Origin of the sequence: Allobosea sp. (genome assembly GCF_036675845.1) — a bacterium.
Taxonomy (GTDB): Bacteria; Pseudomonadota; Alphaproteobacteria; order Rhizobiales; family Beijerinckiaceae; genus Allobosea.
Genome location: NZ_JAKFED010000025.1, coordinates 1 through 21,805, shown reverse-complemented (window position 1 = coordinate 21,805; position 21,805 = coordinate 1). Strand labels below are relative to the sequence as shown.

23 protein-coding genes are annotated in these 21,805 nt (G+C 68.2%); 5 read left to right on the top strand and 18 right to left on the bottom strand.

Annotation, left to right across the window (positions count from 1 at the left end):
• Positions 1-24: 24 nt before the first annotated feature.
• Complete coding sequence (hrcA, locus tag V6M56_RS01510) at positions 25-1,107, top strand: heat-inducible transcriptional repressor HrcA (RefSeq protein ID WP_332680801.1); 1,083 nt, start codon at positions 25-27, stop codon at positions 1,105-1,107.
• A gap of 47 nt (positions 1,108-1,154) precedes the next feature.
• Entirely contained in the window at positions 1,155-1,763 is a 609-nt protein-coding gene (locus tag V6M56_RS01505; protein ID WP_332680800.1) for an ankyrin repeat domain-containing protein, read from the top strand.
• Positions 1,764-1,769: 6 nt separating this feature from the next.
• Here V6M56_RS01505 and V6M56_RS01500 read toward each other — a convergent pair whose 3' ends face one another.
• From V6M56_RS01500 to V6M56_RS01460, 9 genes are all read right to left on the bottom strand, one after another.
• Positions 1,770-2,108: a cupin domain-containing protein gene (locus tag V6M56_RS01500; protein WP_332680799.1), complete on the bottom strand. Its 339-nt coding sequence runs from the start codon at positions 2,106-2,108 to the stop codon at positions 1,770-1,772.
• 17 nt (positions 2,109-2,125) lie between these two features.
• On the bottom strand, positions 2,126-2,740 hold the full coding sequence (locus V6M56_RS01495; protein WP_332680798.1) for a LysE family translocator: 615 nt from the start codon (positions 2,738-2,740) through the stop codon (positions 2,126-2,128).
• Positions 2,741-2,863: 123 nt separating this feature from the next.
• On the bottom strand, positions 2,864-3,991 hold the full coding sequence (recF, locus tag V6M56_RS01490) for a DNA replication/repair protein RecF (RefSeq protein ID WP_332680797.1): 1,128 nt from the start codon (positions 3,989-3,991) through the stop codon (positions 2,864-2,866).
• 169 nt (positions 3,992-4,160) lie between these two features.
• Entirely contained in the window at positions 4,161-5,279 is a 1,119-nt protein-coding gene (gene dnaN / locus V6M56_RS01485; protein WP_332680796.1) for a DNA polymerase III subunit beta, read from the bottom strand.
• Between the two features lie 159 nt (positions 5,280-5,438).
• Positions 5,439-6,956, bottom strand: coding sequence for a chromosomal replication initiator protein DnaA (dnaA, locus tag V6M56_RS01480; RefSeq protein ID WP_332680795.1), 1,518 nt, complete (start codon positions 6,954-6,956; stop codon positions 5,439-5,441).
• 784 nt (positions 6,957-7,740) lie between these two features.
• Complete coding sequence (rpsT, locus tag V6M56_RS01475) at positions 7,741-8,007, bottom strand: 30S ribosomal protein S20 (protein ID WP_332680794.1); 267 nt, start codon at positions 8,005-8,007, stop codon at positions 7,741-7,743.
• Positions 8,008-8,180: 173 nt separating this feature from the next.
• Entirely contained in the window at positions 8,181-8,576 is a 396-nt protein-coding gene (locus V6M56_RS01470; protein ID WP_332680793.1) for a RidA family protein, read from the bottom strand.
• On the bottom strand, positions 8,573-9,574 hold the full coding sequence (locus tag V6M56_RS01465; RefSeq protein WP_332680792.1) for a threo-3-hydroxy-L-aspartate ammonia-lyase: 1,002 nt from the start codon (positions 9,572-9,574) through the stop codon (positions 8,573-8,575). Before V6M56_RS01465 ends, V6M56_RS01470 begins: the two co-directional genes overlap by 4 nt.
• A 192-nt stretch (positions 9,575-9,766) precedes the next feature.
• Positions 9,767-10,540 (bottom strand): enoyl-CoA hydratase, encoded by a 774-nt coding sequence (locus V6M56_RS01460; RefSeq protein WP_332680791.1) that lies wholly within the window; start codon positions 10,538-10,540, stop codon positions 9,767-9,769.
• On the opposite strand from V6M56_RS01460, the gene V6M56_RS01455 reads away from it, so the two are divergent.
• Positions 10,539-11,198: an SRPBCC family protein gene (locus V6M56_RS01455; protein ID WP_332680790.1), complete on the top strand. Its 660-nt coding sequence runs from the start codon at positions 10,539-10,541 to the stop codon at positions 11,196-11,198. The genes V6M56_RS01460 and V6M56_RS01455 overlap by 2 nt on opposite strands.
• A 72-nt stretch (positions 11,199-11,270) precedes the next feature.
• Here the strand turns inward: V6M56_RS01455 and mutM are convergent, their stop codons facing one another.
• From mutM to V6M56_RS01445, 3 genes are read right to left on the bottom strand one after another with little or no spacing between them, the layout of a single operon-like run.
• On the bottom strand, positions 11,271-12,161 hold the full coding sequence (gene mutM, locus V6M56_RS01450) for a bifunctional DNA-formamidopyrimidine glycosylase/DNA-(apurinic or apyrimidinic site) lyase (protein ID WP_332680789.1): 891 nt from the start codon (positions 12,159-12,161) through the stop codon (positions 11,271-11,273).
• On the bottom strand, positions 12,161-12,583 hold the full coding sequence (locus V6M56_RS22635; protein ID WP_442881053.1) for a PIN-like domain-containing protein: 423 nt from the start codon (positions 12,581-12,583) through the stop codon (positions 12,161-12,163). The genes mutM and V6M56_RS22635 overlap by 1 nt, the downstream gene beginning before the upstream one ends.
• Positions 12,580-13,275, bottom strand: a complete 696-nt coding sequence (locus V6M56_RS01445) for a hypothetical protein (protein ID WP_332680788.1) — start codon at positions 13,273-13,275, stop codon at positions 12,580-12,582. Before V6M56_RS01445 ends, V6M56_RS22635 begins: the two co-directional genes overlap by 4 nt.
• A 127-nt stretch (positions 13,276-13,402) precedes the next feature.
• Here V6M56_RS01445 and ubiE point away from each other — a divergent pair, with 127 nt between their 5' ends.
• Complete coding sequence (ubiE, locus tag V6M56_RS01440) at positions 13,403-14,164, top strand: bifunctional demethylmenaquinone methyltransferase/2-methoxy-6-polyprenyl-1,4-benzoquinol methylase UbiE (protein ID WP_332680787.1); 762 nt, start codon at positions 13,403-13,405, stop codon at positions 14,162-14,164.
• A 109-nt stretch (positions 14,165-14,273) separates the two neighbouring features.
• Positions 14,274-15,830, top strand: a complete 1,557-nt coding sequence (gene ubiB, locus V6M56_RS01435; protein WP_332680786.1) for a 2-polyprenylphenol 6-hydroxylase — start codon at positions 14,274-14,276, stop codon at positions 15,828-15,830.
• Positions 15,831-16,013: 183 nt separating this feature from the next.
• Here ubiB and V6M56_RS01430 read toward each other — a convergent pair whose 3' ends face one another.
• The 6 genes from V6M56_RS01430 to V6M56_RS01405 all read right to left on the bottom strand — a co-directional run.
• On the bottom strand, positions 16,014-16,841 hold the full coding sequence (locus tag V6M56_RS01430) for a phosphogluconate dehydrogenase C-terminal domain-containing protein (RefSeq protein ID WP_332680785.1): 828 nt from the start codon (positions 16,839-16,841) through the stop codon (positions 16,014-16,016).
• Positions 16,842-16,990: 149 nt separating this feature from the next.
• Complete coding sequence (locus V6M56_RS01425; RefSeq protein WP_332680784.1) at positions 16,991-17,629, bottom strand: redoxin domain-containing protein; 639 nt, start codon at positions 17,627-17,629, stop codon at positions 16,991-16,993.
• A 47-nt stretch (positions 17,630-17,676) separates the two neighbouring features.
• Entirely contained in the window at positions 17,677-19,842 is a 2,166-nt protein-coding gene (locus tag V6M56_RS01420) for a protein-disulfide reductase DsbD family protein (RefSeq protein ID WP_332680783.1), read from the bottom strand.
• 81 nt (positions 19,843-19,923) lie between these two features.
• A complete protein-coding gene (gene rfbB, locus V6M56_RS01415; protein ID WP_332680782.1) occupies positions 19,924-20,979 on the bottom strand; it encodes a dTDP-glucose 4,6-dehydratase in 1,056 nt (351 codons plus the stop codon).
• On the bottom strand, positions 20,976-21,554 hold the full coding sequence (gene rfbC, locus V6M56_RS01410; RefSeq protein ID WP_332680781.1) for a dTDP-4-dehydrorhamnose 3,5-epimerase: 579 nt from the start codon (positions 21,552-21,554) through the stop codon (positions 20,976-20,978). Before rfbC ends, rfbB begins: the two co-directional genes overlap by 4 nt.
• A gap of 32 nt (positions 21,555-21,586) precedes the next feature.
• Positions 21,587-21,805, bottom strand: a 219-nt coding sequence (locus V6M56_RS01405) for an anhydro-N-acetylmuramic acid kinase (protein WP_332680780.1), incomplete at its 5' end; no start/stop codon positions are given.

The following is a 21,805-nucleotide window of genomic DNA, read 5'->3' as shown; positions in this document are numbered from 1 at the left end:
GTCCAGAACCTCCTTCGCCGCTAGATGAGCGCCCATACGCGCCCGGATTCGCCCGGCGGTCTGGTCGAGATCGATCAGCGCTCGCGCGAGATCTTCCGCCAGATCGTCGACGGCTATCTCGCCAATGGCGAGCCGGTCGGCTCGCGCAACATCGCAAGGCTGCTGCCGATGACGCTCTCGTCGGCGACGGTGCGCAACGTCATGACCGATCTGGAAACGGCGGGGCTGATCTACGCGCCGCATACCTCGGCCGGGCGCCTGCCGACGGAGCGGGGCCTGCGCTTCTTCGTCGATGCCATGATGGAGGTGGGAAATCTCACCTCGGAGGAGCGCGCCCGCATCGAGGCGCAGATGAAGGCCGCCGCCAGCGGCCGCACGCTCGACGGGGCGCTGACCGAGGCTTCCGCCCTGTTGTCGGGGCTCTCGCGCGGCGCCGGGGTCGTCGTCACCACCAAGGCCAATGCCAGGCTGAAGCATATCGAGTTCGTCCGGCTCGACGCCAATCGCGCCCTCGTCGTGCTCGTCGCCGATGACGGCACGGTCGAGAACCGTCTGCTGGCGCTGCCGCCCGGCCTGCCCGCCTCGGCGCTGGTCGAGGCCGGCAACTTCCTCAACGCCCGCATCGCCGGAAAGACGCTGGCCGATATCCGCCGCGAGATCGACGAGAGCCGCGCCCAGATGGAAAGCGAGCTCGACGGGCTGACGGCGCGGCTCGTCGAAAGCGGGATCGCGACCTCGTCGGGCCCCTCCGGCGACCGCCATCTGATCGTGCGCGGCCAGGCCAACCTGCTCGAGGACCTGAAGGCGCAGGAGGATCTCGAGCGCATCCGCCTGCTCTTCGCCGATCTCGAGACGCAGACCGAGCTGATCGACCTTTTGACCCGCGCCGAGGCCGGCGACGGGGTGCGCATCTTCATCGGCTCCGAGAACAAGCTGTTCTCGATGTCCGGCTCCTCGATCGTCGCCGCCCCCTTCCGCGATGGCGAGCAGCGCATCGTCGGCGTCGTCGGCATCATCGGGCCGACGCGGCTGAACTATGCCCGCATCGTGCCGATGGTCGATTATACCGCCCGGGTGGTCGGCCGGTTGCTCGAGGGCGGGCGGTGAAACGGAACGGCCAGCTGCTGGCTGGCCTCCTAGCGGGAGCGATGCTGATGACGAGCGCAGGCGCAGCCCGGACCGATCTGCTCTCCGCCGCGGCCTCCGGCAATGCCACCGAGGTCGGCCGGCTGATCGCCGCCGGGGCCGATCTCGAACAGCGCGATGCGCAAGGCCAGACGCCGCTGCTGCGCGCCGTCGCCGGCAACCATGTCGCAGTCGCCAGGGCGCTGCTCGCGGCCGGCGCCAGCCCGAATGCCCAGGCCGCGAACCAGGACACGCCCTGGCTGCTCGCCGGCGCCAGCGGCCGCAGCGAGATCGTCGCCGCTATGTTGCCGCTGAAGCCCGATCTTACGATCCGCAATCGCTATGGCGGCAATGCACTGATCCCGGCCTGCGAGCGCGCCCATGTCGAGACGGTGAAGCTGCTCCTGACCAGCGGCATCGACCTCGACCATGTCAATCATCTCGGCTGGACCTGCCTGCTCGAGATCGTGATCCTCGGCGATGGCGGACCGCGCCATCAGGAGGTGGCCAAGCTCGTGCTCGATGCCGGCGCCAACCCCAACCTCGCCGACAAGGACGGCGTCACGCCGCTCGCCCATGCCCGCAAGCGTGGCCAGAGCGAAGTCGCGAAGCTGATCGCCGCCAAGGGCGGGCGCTAAAAGCGCTCACTCCAGCCAGTCGGTGATGAAGGTCTCGCTGGCGTGGATGTCGATCGATTCCAACTTACCCGGCCCGAGATTGCGGAACTTGTGCGGCACGCCGGCCGGCACCACCAGGATCTGCCCGGCCTCCGCTTCGATCGTCTCCTCGCCGATGGTGTAGAGGGCGCGGCCGGCGCGGATGATGAAGGTCTCGGGATAGGGGTGGCTGTGCAGGCGCGGCCCTTCGCCGATTCCGGCCGCAACGAAGATCAGCGACAGCCCGCCGCCGAAGCCCTGGAGTTCGCCGCGCCATTCGCCGGGCGTTTTGGCCCAGCTCGCAGGCTCGATGATGCGGCCTGGCATGGCGTCTTCCTGCCCGCTCAGCCGCGGGTGGCGATCGCCGCCGCGGCGCCGGCCATGACGCCGCCGGTGACGCGGTTGATCCGGCGCATGGCGCGCGGGCTCGAGACCAGCCGCCGCGCCCGGTCGGCGGCGAAGGCATAGGCCAGCAGCGTGGTGTTGATGATCACCATGGTCAGGACCGCGATCTCGACAAACAGCACCGGCGTGATCGCGCTGAGATCGACCACCAGCGGCAGGATCGAGACGAAGAACACCATCACCTTCGGATTGCCGAGCGTCAGTGCGACGCCGCCGAAGAACAGGCGCAGGCCCTCGCCACGGATGGCGGGAGCCGCCGACTGGCTCTCGACCGGCGTGGTCCAGAGCTTCCAGGCGAGATAGATCAGATAGGCGCAGCCGGCGTACTTGATCACGACGAAGACGGTGTGGAAGCTCTGCATCAGCAGCGACAGGCCGAGCGCCGAGAAGGCGAGCCAGACCAGGTCGCCGGCGGCGATGCCGAGCACGAAGGGCACGGCGCGCCGGAAGCCGGTCGAGAGCGAGCGCGCCACCAGCGCCGCGATGCCGGGCCCCGGCGAGGCGACCGCCAGGAAATAGACCCCGGCGAAGACCATGAAACTGGCGATGTCCATGCGTTTCGTCCCTGCGTCGCGCCACTGCTCTGGCCGGCAAGCTTAACAGCGGGCCGTGACTATGTCCCATCGGCTTGCGTGATGGCTGCGATCAGGACGCGTGACGCATGCCACCGCAGCGGTTCACGGCAGCGCCGCCACCTTTCCCGGCGTGACCAGGAAGCGCTGCGCCTGTGGCGGCAGGTCGCCGAACAGGGCCGGGTCGGCGCCGGTCATCCAGACCTGGCAGCCGAGCTCGCTTAAGCCGGCATAGAGCGCGGCGCGCCGGCGCGGGTCGAGATGCGCGGCGATCTCGTCGAGCAGCACCAGCGGTGGCAGATCGCTCATGCTCGCGACCAGCCTTGCATGGGCGAGGATCAGGCCGATCAGCAGCGCCTTCTGCTCGCCGGTCGAGCCCTGGCCGGCCGGAATGTCCTTGACGGCGTGGCGGACGACGAGGTCGGAGGCCTGCGGGCCGGCGAGCGTCCGGCCGGCTGCCTTGTCGCGCGGACGCATCTGCGCCAGCAGCTCGCGATAGTGGTCCTCGGCGTCGAGGGCCGGCCATTGCGCCACCAGCGCATCGATCTCGCCTTCGAGCCGGATCTGCGCATGCGGGAAAGGCGAGCTTTCGTCGCGGCTCTGCTCGATGATCGCGGAAAGCCGCGCCACCGTTTCGGCCCTTGCGGCGGCGACCGCGACGCCGAGCTCGGCGATCTCGCGCTCGACCGCATCGAGCCAGCGCCGCTCGAAGGGCGTTTCCTCGAGGATGCGGTTGCGTGAGCGCAGCGCCTTCTCGAGCGCGTTCGAGCGCGTGCCATGGGCCGGGTCGACGGCGAGCACCAGCCGGTCGAGGAAGCGCCGGCGCTCGCCGGCCGAGCCGCGGAACAGGCCGTCGAGGTCCGGCGTCAGCCAGACCAGGCGCAGATACTCGCTGAAGGCCAGTGCCGAGCCGGCCGGGGCGCCGTCGATCCGGGCGAGGCGGGCGCGCCTGCCTTCGCCATCGGGAGGCTCCAGGCCGATGCCGAGCCGGGCGCCGTCATCGGCCAGCGCGACCGAGACGGCAAAGCCGCCATCGCCGGGCACCCGCACCATCTCGGCGAGGTCGGCGCGCCTGAGGCCGCGGCCGGGCGCGAACAGCGAGAGCGCCTCGAGCAGATTGGTCTTGCCGGCGCCGTTCTCGCCGCAGAGCGCAACGAGCCGGCCCTCGATCGGAAGATCGAGGGCCGGATAGGAGCGGAAGTTCTGCAGCGTGACGCGGGAGACCGCGGTCAAGGGGCGATAACCTCTCCGAGCATATCTCAGGCCCTCATCCTGAGGAGCCGCGAAGCGGCGTCTCGAAGGATGCTCCAGGTGGCTCCGGTGACATCTGAACCATCCTTCGAGACGCGCCTGCGGCGCTCCTCAGGATGAGGGCTTCGACATCAAGTCAGCCGCGCAGAGGTCAGACCCGCATCGGCATCAGCACATAGAGTGCCGAGGCGCCCTCGCGGTCCTGGATCACCGTCGGCGAGCCCGGGTCGGCGAGCTTCAGCAAGGCGGTGTCGCCGTCGAGCTGGGCGGCGATGTCCATCAGATAGCGGGCGTTGAAGCCGATATCGAGCGGGCTTGCATCATAGTCGACCTCGATCTCCTCGGTCGCCGAGCCGGAATCGGGATTGGTCACCGACAGCGTCATGCGGCCATCGGCCATGGAGAGCTTCACGGCCCGGCCGCGCTCGGAGGAGATGGTCGAGACCCGGTCGACGGAAGCGGCGAAATCGCCCCTGTCGACGGTGAGCAGCTTGTCGTTGCCGCTCGGGATGACGCGCTGGTAGTCGGGGAAGGTGCCGTCGATCAGCTTCGAGGTCAGCACTACGGCCGCCGCCGCGACGCGGATCTTGGTGGCCGAAAGCTCGACCTGGACCTCGCTCTCGCCATCCTCGAGCAGCTTCTGGATCTCGGCCACGGCCTTGCGCGGCACGATCACGCCCGGCATGCCGAGCGCGCCCTGCGGGGCGGCGGTATCGACGCGGGCGAGGCGGTGGCCATCGGTCGCGACCGCGCGCAGCACCGGGCGGCCCTCGACGTCGATGGCGTGCAGGTAGATGCCGTTGAGGTAGTACCGCGTCTCCTCGGTCGAGATCGCGAACTGGGTCTTGTCGATCAGGCGCTTGAACTCGCCGGCCGGCAGCACGAAGCGATGCGCCATCTCGCCGGCGGTGATGTCGGGGAAATCGCTTTCCGGCAACGTCTGCAGGGTGAAGCGCGAGCGCCCCGAGCGCAGCACCATCTGGCCGGTCTCGCCGGTCGTCTCCAGCGAGACCTGGGCGCCGTCCGGCAGCTTGCGGACGATGTCGTAGAGCGTATGCGCTGGGACCGTGGTCGCGCCGGGCTCGGCGACATCGGCGGCGACCGTCTCGACCACTTCGATGTCGAGATCGGTTGCCTTCAGCTTCAGCCCGTCCTCGCTGCCGCGCAGCAGCAGGTTGGAGAGGATCGGGATGGTGTTGCGGCGTTCCACGACGCGATGGACATGCCCCAGCGATTTCAGGAGCGTGGAGCGTTCGACCGTAACCTTCATGGGCGTCTTCTGGCATGTGCTGGCGCTCGCCGGGAGGCGGGCGGCGGAATGGGCCCGCGACATTGCCGGAGCGCCTGCGCCGGCGCAAGGGCGCCGGCGCCTGCAACCACAGCTTAACGCGCGCGCAGCTTAACGCGCGGTGCTTGCTTCCGGCCGGCCTTATTCCTGCAGCATGCGCTTCAGCAGGTCGACCTCGTCATGGAGCAGGCGGTCTTCGCCGATCGCCTTCTCGATCTTGCGCACGGCGTGCAGCACCGTGGTGTGGTCGCGCCCGCCGAAGCGGCGGCCGATCTCGGGCAGCGAGCGCGGCGTCAGCGCCTTGGCGAGATACATCGCGATCTGGCGCGGCTTGACCACCGCGGCGGTGCGGCGCTCCGAGAGGATGTCGGCCCGGCTGACATTGTAGCGCGTCGCCACCAGCTTCTGGATCTCCTCGATCTTGACGCGGCGCGGCTCGCGCGTCCGCACCAGATCGCGGATCGCGGCTTCCGCCGTCTCCATCGTCACCGTCGCCCCGGTCAGCGTCGCATGCGCCAGGATGCGGTTGGCGGCGCCGTCGAGATCGCGGCCATTGGTGGCGACGGCGCGGGCGACATAGGCGGTCACGTCCGGATTGACCTGGAAGCTCGGATGCGCCGCCTTGAGCGCGTCGAGCCGGCTGGTCAGGATCTTGACGCGCAGCGTCTCGTCGAGCTCGCCGATCTCGACGGCGAGACCGCCGGCAAGGCGCGAGCGGATGCGCTCGTCCATGGTCTCGAGATCGCCCGGAAGCCGGTCGGCCGCGACGACGATCTGCTTGCCGGCGTCGATCAGCGCATTGATGGTGTGGCCGAATTCCTGCTGGATCGAGCGGCCCTGGATGAACTGCACGTCGTCGACGATGAGCAGGTCGATGCCGCGCAGCTTCTCCTTGAAGGCGAGGGCGGTCTGCGATTTCAGCGCCGCGACGAAGCCGTACATGAAGCGGTCGGCGGTGAAATAGGCGACGCGCTTGCCGTGCTGGCGCGCATCCTGGGCGATCGCCTGGATCAGATGCGTCTTGCCGAGGCCGACGCCGGCATGGATGTAGAGCGGGTTGTAGGGCGTCGCGCCGGCCGGCGCGGCCGAGATGCGCTCGGCGGCGGCGAAGGCGAGCGCGTTCGACTTGCCGACGACGAAGCTCTGGAAGCTCATCCGGCGGTCGAGCAGCGTGCCGCAGGCGTCCATCAGGTCGCGCTCGCTGGGCGGCAGAGTCGCGGCGGTGGCGGAGGTTTCGGCAAGGGCGGGCGCCGGGGCGCGGACGGCCGCAGCCCTTGCGCGCTGCGCCGGGTTTTCCAGCCGGGGCTCGGCGCCGTCGCGCGCCACCTGGCGGACGCTCAGCGAGACGCCGTGGGGCGCGTCGAGCTCGGCCATGCAATGGGCACGCAGGCGCTCGGCATAATGGGCCTCGAGCCAGCTCTTCAGGAAGCGGGTCGGTACGGTGAGATGGGCGACGCCTTCGACGACGGAGCAGATCTCGACGCGCGCGAACCAGCTCGAGAACACGTCCTCGCCGAGCTCGGCACGCAGACGGCGACGGACGCGATCCCAGCTCTCCTTCGCCGCGGCAGCGGCCCCCGTCTTGGCCAGGGTCAGTCTCGCAAGGGCGGAACCCGTCGCTGTATCGGCAAAATCGCCCGTCTCGATCCGCTCCAACATTTTTCAATCGCCCTGTTCAATATGTTGCGCGCGTGTTCGGCCCGCCGGCGGAACCGGTCGGCAGCGCTATTTCTGGTGGAAGCGTAAAGTCCGGCAGGCCCAAAGAGGCCGGAGGCCCGGGCCGTTCCGGCGCTTGTCTTCAGCTCAGGTCCAGCGGACCCTTCGAGGGGCGAAACCGCTCTTCATCTCAATCGGTCGGCATACCAAGATAAAGAGCCGCATTCCCCCAACCCCCTCCGGTTGCAAGCCAAAACAAGTTTCGATCTTCGGAAATTCCGGCCCGACATCGCTGTCCGTCCGGCGCTGAAAAGACCTTATAGGGAGGCCTCGAACGGGGGCAATATCCCCCTCTGCCGGCTATCCGGATTCAGCCCGGGAACCCCAGCCTCTGACCTACCGGTAGACGGCTTGCAATAGGTTGGGGAAGTTAAGGTTTTCTTTACCGATGGGCTACCGCGAAGGAGCCGAATCTTTTTTTTCCGGCACCCCGAAAGGGGGTGCGGGAAGCCTCGGGAATCGCCTCCGGCAAATGCTTTGCCCGCTAAGGTGATGATAAATATGGCCTAATTTTGTGCGGTCAAAAACCCGTCAGGACGCGTTTTCGGACCCCTAAAACGCGCGCCGAGTCAAGCCCGGAAGGCCATGCAAAGATTGCGGAATCAGCGCTGGAAGGGAATTTTTCGTCTGCCTGTTGCGGCGCTGCCGAAGGCGGGCGCGGCAAAAGAAAAACCCGGCCGAAGGGCCGGGTTGAAACACGTTCAAATCCGCTCTGCGGAACGGCTGGTCAGGAAGCCAGCGCGCCGATGCGGTGGGCCAGGCGCGAGACCTTGCGCGAAGCGGTGTTCTTGTGGACCACGCCCCGCTGGGCGGCCCGCATGATCTCCGGCTGGGCGGCCTTCAGCGCCTCGGCGGCGGCCCCCTTGTCGCCGGAGGCGATCGCCTCCTCGACCTTGCGCAGGAAGGTGCGCATGCGGCTGCGGCGCGCCTTGTTCACTTCGGTGCGCCGCGCGATCTTGCGCGTGGCCTTCTTGGCCGAAGTCGTATTGGCCATGGTTCGTCCTCGTCCTCATCGCGGCGGCGCCTGGCTTCTCGCCGGCTGACGCTGACCGCGGACCTTGATTGAAAAACACGAGCGACGGTCCTGCCGGAGCAGGCCGTCGCGAGGGCTGAGGCTATAGTCGCTGGCGGCGCCGCCGTCAACGCGGAAAAGCCGGCCTGGTGAGCTCAGCCCGGGACGCACCGGATCGCCACCGCCTCGACCTCGATCAGATAGCCGTAATGCAGCTCCGGCACCGGCACCACCGCCCGTGCCGGGCGGTGCGGCCCGAAGACCTCGGCGTAGATCGCGTTGAACTCGGCCCAATGCGCGCCGCCGACCAGATAGGCCGTGACCTTCAGCACCTCGGCCGGCCCGGAGCCGGCGGCGGCGAGCACCGCCAGCAGGTTGGCGAGCGCCTGGCGCGCCTGCACCGCGAAAGGCTCGGCCGCGGTGTGGCTGCCGTCCGGGCGCGGGGCGAGCTGGCCGGAGACGAAGACCAGGTCCTTATAGGCGACGGCCTGGGAATAATGCCCGGCCGGGGCCGGGACCTCCGGCGACAGGATGCTCTCGATTTCGCTCATGCGCCTTCGCCGATGAAGCGCGCGAAGCTGGCGAGGTCGACATTGCCGCCGCTCAGGATGACGCCGACGCGCTTGCCCTCGACCGGCACCGCCCCGGTGAAGGCCGCCGCTGCCGCAAGGCAGCCCGTCGGCTCGACCACGAGCTTCATGCGCTCGGCGAAGAAGCGCATCGCCGCGACCAGCGCCGCGTCCGGAACCGTGACGATGTCCTCGACCAGGTCGCGGATGATCGGGAAGGTGTAGTCGCCGAGGAACGACGTCTGCGCCCCGTCGGCAATGGTCTTGGGCACGTCGATCTTGACGATCTCGCCCTTGCGCAGGGATTGCTGCCCGTCATTGCCGGCCTCGGGCTCGACGCCGTAGACGCGGCAGCCGGGGTTGAGCGCCTTGGCGGCGAGCAGGCCGCCGGCCAGCAGCCCGCCGCCACCGACGCAGACCAGCAGGATGTCGAGCGGGCCGGCGTCCTCGATCAGCTCCTTGGTCGCCGTGCCCTGGCCGGCGATGACGTCCGGATGGTCGTAAGGCGGGATCAGCGTCAGGCCGCGCTCGGCGGCGATGCTGGCGCCCAGCGCCAGCCGGTCCTGGCTGTAGCGGTCATAGGTGACGACCTCGGCGCCATAGCCCTTGGTCGCGGCGACCTTCGCCGCCGGTGCGTCCTGCGGCATGATGATCGTCGCCGGCGCGCCGAGCAGCCTGCCGGCATAGGCGATGGCCTGGGCATGGTTGCCGGAGGAATAGGTCAGGACGCCGGCCTTGCGCTGCTCGGCCGTGAGCGCGGCGATGGCGTTGTAGCCGCCGCGGAACTTGAAGGCGCCCATGCGCTGCAGGTTCTCGGCCTTGAAGACGAGGTTCGCGCCGGTGCGCTCATTGGCGGTGCGCGAGGTCAGGGCCGGCGTGCGGTGCGCGGCGCCGCGGATGCGCTCTGCCGCCGCCTCGACATCGGCATAGGTCGGCAGCGCGAGGCCGCTGCTGGAGGGGCTGCGGGCGGCGGTTGTCATGATGGCGAATCCCGTTGGCTCGAAGCGCGCATCGTGTCCGTCGCCGCGGCGCGCTTCAAGTCAAACCATGTCGGGCCGGCCATGCATGGACGTTGATCGGCCGGGCGCGTCATTCCCGGCCGGAGCGCAGCGGAGAGCCGGGAAGCTCTCGCAGGAGGTGCCCGGGTCGAGCCCGGGCATGAGCTCCGGGCCTCAGAGGTTCTTGAACTCAGGCTTCCGCTTCTCGGCGAAGGCGGCCATGCCTTCCTTCTGGTCCTGGGTTGCAAACAGCGCCGAGAAGACGCGGCGCTCGAAGCGCAGGCCCTCGGCCAGCGTCACCTCGAAGGCGCGGTTGACCGATTCCTTGGCGGTGAGCACCGAGGGCAGCGACTTGGCGGCGATCTGCTCGGCCGCCTTGAGCGCTTCGCTCATCAGCTCGGCGAGCGGCACGATGCGGGCGACGAGCCCGGCGCGCTCGGCCTCGGCCGCGTCCATCAGCCGGCCGGTGAGGCACAGATCCATCGCCTTGGCCTTGCCGATCGCATGGGTCAGGCGCTGGGTGCCGCCGGCACCGGGGATGACGGCGAGGTTGATCTCGGGCTGGCCGAACTTGGCGTTGTCGGCGGCGATGATGAAATCGGCCATCATGGCGAGCTCGCAGCCGCCGCCGAGCGCAAAGCCCGCGACCGCGGCGATGATTGGCTTGCGGCGCTGGCCGATCCGGTCCCAATCGGCGAACTTGTCGTCGAGATAGGTGCCGGGATAGGTCCGGTCCTGCATCTCCTTGATGTCGGCGCCGGCGGCGAAGGCCTTTTCCGAGCCGGTGATCACGGTGCAGCCGATGCCGGCATCTTTCTCGAAGCCGTCGAGGGCCGCGTTGATCTCGGCGATGAGCTGGCCGTTCAGCGCGTTCAGAGCCTGCGGCCGGTTCAGCGTGATGACGCCGACCTTGCCCTTCACCTCGACGAGAATGGTCTCATAAGCCATGGCGGCCTCCCGGATGCTGCTGTCGCGGCCAGCATTAGCGGGCGGGACCGGCTCAAGTCCATGCGTGCCGGCGCAAGGCGGCATGGGGCTGCGCGTTTGCCGCGCAGCCGGCGGAGCCTTCCCGCCCCATTCTGGCGAAACCGTCCTGCTAGTCTCGGCCCCGGATCGAGAGGAAAGGCGCATGTCCGGCGCGACGAGAACCGACACGGCCTCGCGGACCATCAGGGCCTCGCGGGGCGTGATCTCACATGCCTTCGTCGATCGGGCTTCCCTGGCCGGATGGCTGGCGCCGAAGGGGATGACCGCGCGGATCGAGCGCTTCGAGCCGCGCCTCGGCGGGAGCTACCGCATCGTCCTGACCCATAACGATCCCGGCCGCACCACGCCCGGCAAGGCTTCGGCACATAGCGATATCGTCGAGGGCAGGTTCGTCGCGCTCGTGCCGGGCGAGCACATCGTCTGGGAGGTCGACTTCGTCTCGGACGATCCGGCTTTCGCCGGCACGATGACGATGACCTGGCGGCTCGCGGAGGTCCGCGGCGGAACCGAGGTGACGATCCGCTGCGAGAACGTGCCAGCCGGCATCCGCAAGGAGGATCATGACGCGGGCTTGCGCTCGACGCTGGAGAACCTCGCGAAATTCGTCGAAACCGCTTGAGGCAGCCGGCCAATCCGGGGAGTGAGGATGATTGTTGCGGAGCCGAAACGGCTTCTGCCGATGAGCGAGCGCTCACCCCCGCCTCTGGCAGCTCTCGCAATAGAAGGTCGAGCGGCCGGACTGCACCAGCCGCTTCACCAGCGTCCCGCAGCCGGGCGTCACGCAAGGGGCGCCCTCGCGGTCATAGACGCGGAAGCGGTGCTGGAAATAGCCGAGCGAGCCGTCGGCATGGGCGAAGTCGCGCAGGGTCGAGCCGCCGGCGGCGACGGCCTCCTCCAGCACCTCGCGGATGATCTGCGCCAGCGCATGCGCCTTTTCGCGCGGTTTTCCGGTCGGCGTCGCCAGCGAGCCGGCTTCCGCCTGCGGATGCAGCCCGGCCCGGAACAGCGCCTCGCAGACATAGATGTTGCCGAGGCCGGCGATGAGGCGCTGGTCGAGCAGGGCGGCCTTCAGCGGCGCGGCCTTGCCGGAGAACAGCCGGGCGAGCAGCTCGCCTGAGAGCTCGTTGCCGAGCGGCTCGATGCCCATGCCGGAAAAGTGCCTGGAGTTCTCCAGCCCGGCTCGCGGCAGGAGGTCCATGAAGCCGAAGCGGCGGACGTCGTTATAGGTGACCCGCGCCCCCGAGCCGAGATGGAAGACGACGTGGTCGTGCTGCAGGTGCCGTCCGATCTCGTTGTAATAGGCGCCGGGTTCGGTCGGGGGCGTGCCGGGCGCCTCGACGATGAAGCGCCCGCTCATGCCGAGATGCATGACCAGCGCCTGGCCGTCGTCGAGATCGGCGATCAGGTATTTCGCCCGCCGCGACAGCGCCTCGACCCGGCGCCCGGTCAGGCGCTCGGCGAAGCGTTCGGGCAAGGGGAAGCGCAAATCCGGCCGCTTCTGCTCGACGCGGGCGAAGCGCTCGCCGAGCATGGCCGGTTCGAGCCCGCGCCTGACGGTTTCGACCTCGGGAAGTTCAGGCATTAGATTGTCAAAGGTTTAAAGCCAGCGGACCGTTTAACCGGCAGCTCAAATAGGGAGCGCGGTGCGGCCGATCGTACGAACGTCTCCATTTCGGGCCACCGCCAAATGAGCGTTGATGCCACTTGGTGCGTCGGCATCTTCTGAAATCCGGTGGCAAATACGAAGCCTTTGAGGCCGGCCCGGAGCCATGCCGCTCGATTTGCTTTGTTTCTCCGAATTTGGCCATCGTTTGTTATAACGATCCAGTCCGCGGGGCGATCAGAATTAAGCCGCTCTATCCAATCGACGTCTGCGGAATCATGCCTTAGACCGTAGTCCGTCATCGCTCTTATGTGGCGGGCCGATCCCTCATAAGAGCGAATGTAAGCGTCGAGAACTTCGGCAAGCACGGGAGAAGTGCAATTGTCGAAGAAGACCCTCACGCAGACAATCCGAGTTCGAAATCGACGGCTCGCTGCACAGCTTCTTGACTGACACGATACATCTCGGCTGCTCTGGTCACTGAGCCTTCGGCAGAAGCCGCGGCGCTGAGGACCGCGGTGGGAACACCAACGCTTTCAATGATGGGCTGTCCGAATTGCCGTTTTGGGTCGAGGACGATGTCACTCGAGCGCCCTTTAGGCCACCATCTCGCTGCGATGTCGGTTTCGAAATCGATCCCTTTCAAACTGGGTTCGATGACATTCCGCATGACGTATTGGCCACGCTTGAACAAATCGACCAGCGGCCGGTCGTCTTCGGCATCAGTCAACGCTTCGAGCAGCAATGTCCGGCCGTCTGTCCTGAAACGAGAGGTGGCAAACGGATGCTCGTTGTCGATCAGCTCCCTTGCGAGAACCAGCGCCCGGCGAACCTTTTGGGCGCTTAGGCCTGCTTCAATGAAAGCTGAGGCCATCCGACTCTGTATGAGATCGAGGAAGCCCAGATAAAGGCCGCCGTCGATGAGTTCGATCTGGCGATTCCATAGCGGTGGGTAGCTTCGATTGCCGGAGCCATGGCCCTTCAGCCAGCGCGCCAGCTTAGCAGCGGGAACGTTGATCAGGCGTGCGGCATCCGCTGGGGCATAGAGCCCCACGCCGATCAGAGATGTATCGTGCTTACCCACCCCGTCCATTCCCAAAACTCATCGGAGTTTGAATCATGCTCAAACAAGTGCGTCAATGCAAAGCCGTTTGAGCGATGGCGCAGCCAGCCTAGCTCGGCTATTCATCGCGGCAGCGAACCACAAGAGCAGCCTAGCCGTGACAGCAGCCTCAGATTCGACCCATTTCGGCTTCGAGACCGTGCCGCTTGCCGAGAAGCAGGCCAAGGTCGACGATGTCTTCCACAAGGTCGCGGGTCGCTACGACCTGATGAACGATTTGATGTCGGCGGGAATGCACCGGCTCTGGAAGGAGGCGCTGATCACGGCGCTTAAAGTCCCGCGCGACCGGCCCTTCGCCCATCTCGACGTGGCCGGCGGCACCGGCGACGTCGCCTTCAAGGTGCTGGAGGCGGGCGGCCCCCGGACCGAGGTCACGGTGCTCGACATCAATGCCGAGATGCTCAGCGTCGGCCGCGAACGGGCGCAGAAGCGCCTTCCGGGCGATGAGCGCATCCACTTCGTCCAGGGCAATGCCGAGGAGCTGGCTTTGCCGGGAAACGCCTTCGACGCCTATACGATCGCCTTCGGCATCCGCAACGTGCCGCGCATCGACAAGGCGCTCGCCGAGGCCTATCGCGTGCTGAAGCGCGGCGGGCGCTTCCTCTGCCTCGAATTCTCCCATGTCGACGTGCCCTTGCTCGACAAGGTCTACGAAACCTATTCCTTCAAGGTCATCCCGCCGATGGGCCGCATGGTCACCGGCGAGGCCGAGCCCTACCAGTACCTCGTCGAGTCGATCCGCAAATTCCCACGCCCGCAGGTCTTTGCCGACATGATTGCGGCCGCCGGCTTCCGCCGTGCCTCGTTCACGCCGATGACCGGTGGCGTGGTGGCACTGCATTCCGGCTGGAAGCTGTGAGAATGTGCCTCCCGTCATGCTCGGCCTTGCGCCGAGCATCTCTTGAAGCAAGCCCTTTTCGGCATGAGATGGTCGGGCCGAGCCCGACCATGACGGACGCTCCCGCCGCATGATCTCCGCCCTTGCCCATCTCGCCCGCTCGGCGCGGGTCGGCTTCGTGCTGGCCCGGGAGGGCGCGCTCGCTCTGGTCGACCCGTCGGTGCTGCCGCCGGCAGCGCGCGCCCTGATCGGTCTCGGCCGGCTGATCGAGCGCAAGGGCGCCGGTTCCTCGGCGACCCGGCTCGCCGCGGCGCTGACCCGGCTCGGCCCGTCCTATGTCAAGTTCGGCCAGTTCCTGGCGACGCGGCCCGATGTCGTCGGCATGAAGATCGCCGAGGACCTGTCGGCCCTGCAGGACCGGATGGCGCCCTTCCCGATGGCGCAGGCCCGCTCCGCGATCGAGGCGGCGCACGGCAAGCCGGTCGAGGCGATCTTCACCGAGTTCGGCGAGCCGGTCGCCGCCGCCTCGATCGCGCAGGTGCATCGCGCCCGGCTCAAGGACGGCTCCGAGGTCGCGGTCAAGATCCTGCGGCCCGGCATCCGCGACCGTTTCCATCGCGACCTCGCCGCCATGCGCTTCGGCGCGGAACTGGCCGAGCGGCGTTCGCCCGAGGCGCGGCGCCTGCGTTTCGTCGCCATCGTCGAGACGCTGGCGCGCTCCGTCACCATGGAGATGGACCTGCGGCTGGAGGCGGCCGCGCTCTCGGAGTTCATCGAGAACACCAAGGAGGATGCCGATTTCCGCATTCCGGCGCCGGACTGGCAGCTCACCGCCCGCGAGATGCTGGTCGACGAATGGATCGACGGCATCCGGCTCTCCGATGTCGAGGCCCTGCGCGCCGCCGGCCATGACCTGCCGGCGCTCGGCCGCAATGTGATCCAGTCCTTCCTGAGGCATGCGATCCGCGACGGCTTCTTCCATGCCGACATGCATCCCGGCAACCTGTTCGTCGATGCGCAGGGCCGGCTCGTCGCCGTCGACGGCGGCATCATGGGCCGGCTCGGGCACAAGGAGCGGCGCTTCCTGGCCGAGATCCTGCTCGGCTTCATCACCCGCGACTACCGGCGCGTCGCCGAGGTGCATTTCGAGGCGGGCTATGTCCCCGGCCATCATGCGGTCGCCGATTTCGCCCAGGCGATCCGCGCCGTCGGCGAGCCGATCCACGACAAGCACGCCGACGAGATCTCGATGGCGAAGGTGCTGACCCTGCTCTTCGAGATCACCGGCCTGTTCGACATGGCGACGCGCACCGAGCTCGTCATGCTGCAGAAGACCATGGTGGTGGTCGAGGGCGTCGCCCGCACGCTCGACCCCCATCTCGACATGTGGACCACGGCCGAGCCGGTGGTGCGCGAATGGATCACCCGCAATCTTGGCCCGCTCGGCAAGATCGAGGATGTCGGGCGCGGCGTGCGCACGCTGGCGTCCAGCCTCGCCAACCTGCCCGAGACGGTGGGTCGTGCGGAGAGGGTGCTCGGCCAGCTCGAGGACGCCTCGCGCCACGGCTTCTCGCTCGACGAGGCGAGCGTGCAGGCGATCGGCCGGGCCGAGGCCACGCGCAGCCGCTGGGGCAACTGGGCGCTCTGGCTGATCGCCGCGCTGCTGGCCTATGCGGTGCTTGGGTAGCGCCTGCTGTTTTCACTCGGAAACACTGCCGTCATCCTGGGCGAGCGAAGCTCGGCCCGGGATCCATCATAAGGCTCCGGCGCCCTACGATGGATCCCGGATCTACGCCGCTCCGCGGCTTGTCCAGGATGACGGCAGCGGTTCCGAGTAAAAGTAGCATGCTGTAGCGGCTTACCTGACGCCTCAGGTGATCCGGCGCACGCTGTCGCGGATTTCCTCCGGCTCGAACAGGCGCTTCCAATCCGGCTTCAGGATGGTGTCCTTGCCGAAGACGATCGCCTTGTTGCAGGCATCGGAGAAGACGCCCTGAACCTGCTCGAAGGTGACGGCGGCCAGGATGTTCATGTGCCCGAGCAGGAAGTCGCGGGCGGCCTCGCGCGGCACGCCGCGGGCGATCGCCTCCTCCATCGCCTCGCGCATCGCGTCGAGCAGGGTGGCGCAGACGGTCTCCGACAGGCCGGGCTCGAGGATCGCCATCTGCTCGACGCTGACCCGGTGCGAGCGCATCACCGGCGCCCAGATCGTCCGCGCGACCTCCTCGCCGAGCGCGTAGTGCTCTTCCGGCCCCTGCATCAGCGCATTGACGATGTGCTGCCTTGCCGCGACGCCGCCGAAATGATCCGCCTTTGCCGCCGGATCGGTCTCGTCGTTGAAGATCGGCGGATGGCAGGGATGGGTGATGAAATAGGTGATGTCGGATCGTTCGGGCAGGTGGCCGGCATGGGGCGCCGCCGCATCGAGGATGACGACGATCGTGCCCGTAGTGAGCTTCGGCAGGAGATCGCGCGCCACGGCCCCGACATGGGTGTCTGGCACGGCGAGGATCACGACCTCGGCGCCCGCCACCGCCTGCTCGGCCGGCTGGCAATCGACGCCATAGGCCTGCCGGACGCGCTCCTGCCCGGCGGGGCTGACCTCGACATGGCGGGTCTCGAAGCGCGAGCCGGCGAGGTTGCGGCCGAGCCGCATCCCCATCTTGCCGCCGGCACCGAACAGGGCCACTACCGTCATGCTGCGCTCCTCCGCCACCCGGTCAAGCCGCCGGGTTGAAGACGATCCCATCGCCGTGGCACGGCGTTGTCAATCAGAGACGTCGTGGCGGGCACTCCGGCCACGCTACGCTGCCGCCGGAGCGGGACATCCTGCTGCCGGATGCGGCGTCAGCTCACCGGCGCGTATTTGACCACGCAGCCATAGGCCTTGGTCGCCGGCTCCGAGACCGGCTTGCCGGCCTTGAGCTCGGCCACCGCCTGGCGGACATAGCTCTTGGCGCCGTTCAGGCTGGAGGCGCTCGACGAGGGCTTGTCGTCGATGGCGCCGGCATAGGCCAGCCTGCCCTTCGGGTCGATGATGTACATGTGCGGCGTGGTCTGGGCGCCATAGGCCCGCGCCAGCGCGCTCTTCGGGTCGAGCAGGATCGAGGCCGGCGCCGCATCGCGGCTCTTGGTCAGAGCCTTGGCCCTGGCCGCGTCGACATGGCCCTGCTCGCCGGCGGGCGAGGAGATCACCGAGAGCCAGACGATGCCCTCCCTGGCCATGTCCTTCTGCAGATTCTGCATGGTCGCGCTGTTGTAGTGCTTGCGGACATAGGGGCAGTCATGGTTGGTCCATTCGAGGATCACCGTCTTGCCGGCATAGTCGGAGAGCTTCTGCGTCTTGCCGTCGACATCGACGACCGAGAAGGCGGGAGCCGGCGCGCCGGGCTTCGCCGGGCCTTGCGCGAAGGCTGTGCCCGCGACGAGTGTCAGTGCGGTGACGGCAAGGCCGGCGATGAAAGTCTGTCTGGTCACGGCTTTCATGTCTGTCTCCATCTTCCGGGTTGAAGGCGGGCGTTTCTGTCAGGCATTCATTCTTCGCTGGCGGCAGTCTTCACCTCGCGGCCGGCAGCGCGTTCGGCGGCTCCGATCAGGATGTCGGGCGTCAGCAATTGCGGCAGGATTTCCGCCTGGGCGCCCTTGCTCGCCGGATAGAACAGGTAGAGCGGTACGCCGGCCCGGCCATGTTCGGCCAGCGTCGCTGCGATCACCGCGTTACGATTGGTCCAGTCGGCCTTGAGAGTGGCGACGCCGAGCTTGGCGAAGGCGTCCTTCACCTCTTGGCGCGACAGCGCGACCCGCTCATTGGCGAGGCAGGTGATGCACCAGGCCGCGGTGAAGTTGACGAAGACCGGCTTGCCTTGCGCCTGCAATTCGGCGACCCGCGCCGGCGACCAGGCATCGCTTGCTTCGGCGCGCGCCTGCGAGGGCGGCGTCGGTGCGGCGCTCTCGATCACGAAGGCCGAGGTCGCTCCGACCAGCAGCAGGGCCGCGGCGGCGGCGATGGCGCGTAGGACCAGGCCGGAACGCCGCGTCACGCCGATGAGCCAGAGCGAAAAGCTTGCAACGAGGATGGCTACGAGCGCGGCGAGCGCCCCGTTCGCGCCGGCCTGCATCGTCGCGACCCAGATCAGCCAGATCGCGGTCGCGAACATCGGGAAGGCGAAGGCCTGCTTCAGCACCACCATCCACGGTCCCGGCTTGGGCAGGAGCCGCTGCAGGCCGGGCGCGAAGGACAGCGCCACCACCGGTGCGGCGAAGCCGAGCGCCAGAGCGAGGAAGATCGAGAGTGCAGCCGCCGGCGGCTGCGTCAGCGCATAGCCCATCGCCGCGCCCATGAAGGGCGCCGTGCAGGGCGTCGCGACGACGACGGCGAGCGCGCCGGTCATGAAGGCGCCGAGCGGGCCGCTGCGGCTGGCAAGCCCGTCGCCGAGCCCCTGGACCCTGCCGCCGATCTCGAAGGCGCCGATCAGGTTGAAGCCGATGAGGCTCATCAGCACGGCGAGCAGGATGACCAGCGGCGGCGATTGCAGCTGGAAGCCCCAGCCGGCGCCGAGCGCGATCGCCAGCCCGGCCAGCACCATGAAGGTCGCGACCACGCCGGAAAGGAAGAGCAGCCCCTGCTGGCGCACCTGGCTGCGGCTCGCCCGCGCCGCCTGCGCGAAGCCGAGCGCCTTGATGAACAGCACCGGCAGCACGCAGGGCATCAGGTTGAGGATCAGGCCGCCGGCGAAGGCGAAGGCCAGCGCCAGCCAGATGGTCAGGTCCTCGGCCGGCAGGGCCGGCAGAGCGGGCAGGGTGACGGCGGCGGGTGGCCGGGCCGGCGCGCTCGCCTGCTGGATCAGGCCGGGCTCGACCTCGGCGCTGAGCAAGAGCGCCCGGCGCGCGCCGCCCTCGCGGAAGGTGACGACGCCCTCGACGGTCGGCTCCGCGATCCGGAAGGCGCTCGATCGCGTCAGGGTGAGCGAGCCACCTTCGCTCGGCTGGGCGGCGGCGTGCTCGATCAGCGTGTCGGAGAGCGGGAAATAGCGCAGCTCGCTGGCGCCGGCGGGCAGACCGGGCAGGGCGAGCGCGAGCTTGTCGGCGCCATTGGCGGTGAGCTTGGCCTTGAAGCCGGCCGGCTTCGGGAGATCGGCCAGCGCCTGGTCGATCCGGCCTTGCGCCGCCGCATCGACGATCCCGGCCGCTTCGACCGGCAGGTCGAGCTTCAGCACGCCCTCCTCGGGAATGCAGATCTTCTCGCAGACCAGCCAGGTCGCGTTGGCGGTGATCGTGAAGCGCTCGCCCGGCTTCGCCTGCGCAGGCACGCTGATCTCGACCGGCAGCACGACCGTGCCCTCGAAGCCGAAATTGAGCAGCGGCTCGACCGGCAGGGCGCTCGGCGCCGGCCACTGGATCGGCCCGGCCTTGGCGCCATCCGGCAGCGTCCAGTCGATTTTCGTCGGCTCGCCGGAATCGCCGGGGTTCTGCCAGTAGGTATGCCAGCCCGGCGCGATCTTCTGGACCAGCGCCAGCTGGAACCGCTCGCCGGGCGCGACGGCGTCACGGCTCGACAGCAGCGTGGCGACGACCCGCGGCGAGGTGACCGCAGTCGATTCCGCGGCAAGCGCCGCAGCCGGGATCAGCAAGGCGAGGGCGAGCGCGGCGCGCCTGGCGAGCGTAAGCCCGGTATGGGCGGTCATCTTGAGCGTAGACATGCCGGTTTGATGCCCGCTTTCGCGCGGGATTGCCAATGACAAGCCGGTGAAAGCGGCGCGAGGTCGCAGCCTCGCGCCCCTTCAGCCCGCCCCCAGCCGCTCGCCGCGATAGACGCCGCTGCGGATGCGGCTCCACCAGTCGCGGTTGTCGAGATACCAGCGCACGGTCTTCGCAAGGCCGCTCTCGAAGCTCTCCTGCGGCCGCCAGCCGAGCTCGCGCTCGATCTTGCCGGCGTCGATGGCATAGCGCAGATCATGGCCGGGCCGGTCGGCGACGAAGCGGATCAGCTTCCCGCGCGGGCCGATCGCGGCATCCGGCGCGAGTTCGTCCATCAGCCCGCAGATCGCCTTCACCACCTGAAGATTGCTGCGCTCGGCCGAGCCGCCGACATTGTAGCTCTCCCCAAGCCGGCCACGCTCGGCGATCAGCGCGAGCGCCCTGGCATGGTCCTCGACATGCAGCCAGTCGCGGACATTGGCGCCGGCGCCATAGACCGGCAGTTCCTTGCCCTCGAGCGCGTTGAGGATCATCAGCGGGATCAGCTTCTCGGGGAAGTGATACGGCCCGTAATTGTTCGAGCAGTTCGAGAGCACCACCGGCAGGCCATAGGTGTGGTGCCAGGCCCGCGCCAGATGGTCGGACGCCGCCTTCGAGGCCGAATAGGGCGAGGTCGGCTGATAGGGCGAGGTCTCGCTGAACAGCCCCTCCGCGCCGAGCGAGCCGAAGACCTCGTCGGTCGAGATCTGGTGGAAGCGGAACTGCGCCTGTTCCGCCGGCGGCAGCCCACGATAATGCAGCAGCGCCTCCTGCAGCAGCACGAAGGAGCCGACGATATTGGTCGCGATGAAGGCCGCCGGCCCGTCGATCGAGCGGTCGACATGGCTCTCTGCCGCCAGATGCATGACGATCTGCGGCCGGAATTCGCTGAAGGCTTTGCGCATCGCCTCGGCATCGCCGATATCGGCCTGCAGGAAGGACAGGCGCGGATCGTTGGCGACGGGCCCGAGATTGTCGCGATTGCCTGCATAGGTCAGCTTGTCGACGACCAGCACCTGATGCGGAGTCTGCCCGATCAAATGGCGCACCACGGCCGAACCGATGAAGCCGGCCCCGCCGGTGACGAGATAGCGCTTCACGGGGCTGCCTCGGAGCGGAAGGGACTGGCGAACCCGGCGAAACCGGGCAGCGCCGCATCCTTGCCCGAGAGCTGCGCCTCCCCGGCCGTCACCGGCCAGTCGATGGCGAGCGCCGGGTCGTTCCAGGCAAGGCCGCCTTCGCATTCCGGCGCATAGGGGCCGTCGACCTTGTAGGCGACCTCGGTGCCGGGCTCGAGCGTGCAGAAGCCATGGGCGAAGCCATGCGGCACGAAAAGCTGCTCGGCGCCCTCGGCCGTCAGCGTCGCGGCGCACCATTGGCCATAGCTCGGCGAGCCGGCGCGCAGATCGACCGCGACATCGAAGACCGCGCCCTTCAGCACCCTGATCAGCTTGGCCTGCGGCACCGGCGGCGCCTGGAAGTGCAGGCCGCGCACCACGCCGCGCGTTGCCGAGAGCGACTGGTTGTCCTGCACGAAGACGGCGTTGATCCCGGCCGCGGCAAAAGCCTCGGCGCTCCAGGTTTCCATGAAGTAGCCGCGCGCATCGCCGAATTTCTTCGGCCTGACCAGCACGACCGCCGGGATGGCGAGGGGCTCGAAGGCGAATTTGTTCATGGCAGTCGTTCAGCCCCGCCGCGCCGCCGCTGTCAACGCCCCGCCGCGATCCGCCCGCCGCTCATAGGCTCAGGCACGCCCGTGGTCAGCGGAAAGCTGATCGGCAGGCCGGCCTTGGCCCGCATGGCGAGGAAGGCGAACAATTCGGCCTCGATCGCGTCGCCGCGCCAGCCGACGGCCTCGGCGGGAATCGCCTGCGCACCGCTGCGGGCATTCAGGGCCGCCATGATCGCCGGGTTGCGGCGGCCGCC